This is a genomic window from Microbacterium sp. PF5 (genome assembly GCF_004794315.1).
GTDB classification, from domain to species: domain Bacteria; phylum Actinomycetota; class Actinomycetes; order Actinomycetales; family Microbacteriaceae; genus Microbacterium; species Microbacterium sufflavum.
Genome location: NZ_SSDQ01000122.1, coordinates 1 through 2,005, shown reverse-complemented (window position 1 = coordinate 2,005; position 2,005 = coordinate 1). Strand labels below are relative to the sequence as shown.

Sequence of the window (2,005 nt, the reverse complement as noted above, 5' to 3'; positions counted from 1 at the left end):
GGGGGCGGCGGGCACCGGCGACACGAACGGCGCCGCCTCCGCGAGCAGTCCCTGCGCCACCCGCTCGCGCGCGGCGGGCATCATCCGCGGCGCGCTCTCCAGGAACTGCGAGATGCGGCGCGCCAGGCGATCGGGCAGCCGGGCGACGTCGGCGATCTGCGCCCATCCGGCGAGCTGCGGCGGAAGCACGGGCGCGTGCCCGGTCAGCCGTGGCGTGCGCACGCGCTGGCTGTACGTGCCGGCGACGAGGTCGCCCAGTCGCTGCGAGCGGGAGGTGAACGCACCCACCAGCACCGCCAGGCCACCGAACGTGAGGTAGATCTCCAGCACGCCGAGGAGCGCGCGGATGAAGGCGTGCCGGAACCCGGCGGCGCCGCCGTCCAGGCGCACGATGCGCCCGCCGACCGCGAGCTTGCCGAGGCTGCGCCCCTTCAGGGCGACCTCCATCGTGATCGGCAGGACGACGAAGCTCACCACGAGCGCGGAGACGGTGGCGATGCGGTCGGTCGCCTCGTCGAGCACGCCGGCGTCGAGCAGCCAGATGCGCAGGAAGATCCACAGCACGAAGACGCCGTAGCCCACGAGCATGTCGATGATCGCTCCCGCGGCGCGGAGCACGAACCCGACCGGCTGCACGTCGATCGCGACCGCCTCACCGGAGAGCACCTCGTCGGAGACGTCGATCTGCGCGGACATGAGTACAGTAAATCAGGTGGATGCCGATGCCCTGACCGACGTCCGCCGGTCCGAGTGGGAGCGGCTGGATCAGCTCAGCCGCGCTCGCCTCGACGGCGCGGGGGTCGACGAGCTCATCGTGCGCTACCGCGCCGCATCCGCCGACCTCGCCGAGCTCAAGACCTCCGTCGGCGACTCGCCGCAGGGCGCCTACCTCTCGACGATCCTGGTGCGCGCGCGACTGCGGCTCACCGGCGCCTCCGACAGCATCCTCACCCAGGTCGGGCGCTTCTTCGGGCTCCAGCTCCCCGCCGCCCTGTACCGGCTGCGCTGGACCACCCTGATCATCGCGGTCGCGTTCATCGCGGTCGCCGTGGGCGTCGCGGGCTGGATCGCGAGCGATCCGGCGCTGGTGGCGACGCTCGGCCCGCCCGACGCCCTGGAGCAGTACGCCGACGAGAGCTTCACCGGGTACTACACCGAGAACCCCGCTGCCGTGTTCATGGGCATGGTGTGGACGAACAACGCCTGGATCGCGATGCAGTGCGTGCTGTTCGGGGTCACGGGCATCTGGCCGATCTACATGCTGCTGCAGAACGCCATCGGGCTCGGCACGTCGGGCGCGGTCATGGCGGCCCACGACAAGGCCGACCTCATGGTGCTCTACATCCTGCCGCACGGCATGCTCGAGATGACCTGCATCTTCGTCGCAGCCGCCGCCGGGCTGCACGTGTTCTGGGCGTGGGTGGCGCCGGGTCGCCGGTCGCGCGGTGAGGCGCTGGCGGAGGAGGGGCGGGCCCTCGCCACGGTCGCGATCGGGCTTGTCTTCGCCCTGTTCCTGTCGGGCCTGGTGGAGGGTTTCGTCACGGGCTGGGCGCTGCCGTGGCCGGTCAAGATCGGCATCGGGGCCGCGGCGCTCGCCGTGTTCCTCGTCTACATGCTCGCCATCGGCGGACGGGCGTACCGCCGCGGGGAGAGCGGCGACCTGGTCGAGTACGAGGCCGGCACGCCGCGGCTCGTCGCCGGCTGACGACGGCCCCGGTCACAGCCGTCCGGCGGCCTTGAGCTCCAGGTAGCGGTCGGAGATCCGGGGTGGGAGCGCCTCGGGGTCGGCGGCGATGGCCTCGCCGCCCGCCCGCCGGATCGCGTCGGCCACGTTCTCCGCGTCGCGGAGCGTCCGCTCGGCCGCTGCGGCGACGTACACCTCCTCGCGCGAGCCCCTGGCGCGCGCCAGCGCGGCGATCCCGTCGTCGGTGACCGAGCCGACCAGCACGGTCGTCGCCCGCGACGCGGTCGGGAACGCGCCGAGGAAGCCGCGTGCGGACTCCGC

2 protein-coding genes and 1 pseudogene are annotated in these 2,005 nt (G+C 72.9%); 1 reads left to right on the top strand and 2 read right to left on the bottom strand.

Annotated features, from left to right (window positions below; genetic code table 11):
• Window positions 1-696 (bottom strand): RDD family protein (locus DW297_RS10605; protein ID WP_136032133.1); only part of this gene is annotated, 696 nt, incomplete at its 3' end.
• A 16-nt stretch (window positions 697-712) separates the two neighbouring features.
• Between DW297_RS10605 and DW297_RS10600 the strand changes: the two genes are divergently transcribed.
• Complete coding sequence (locus DW297_RS10600) at window positions 713-1,705, top strand: stage II sporulation protein M (RefSeq protein WP_136032131.1); 993 nt, start codon at window positions 713-715, stop codon at window positions 1,703-1,705.
• 12 nt (window positions 1,706-1,717) lie between these two features.
• Here DW297_RS10600 and DW297_RS10595 read toward each other — a convergent pair.
• Window positions 1,718-2,005: pseudogene (locus tag DW297_RS10595) on the bottom strand (DUF58 domain-containing protein); the annotation flags it as partial.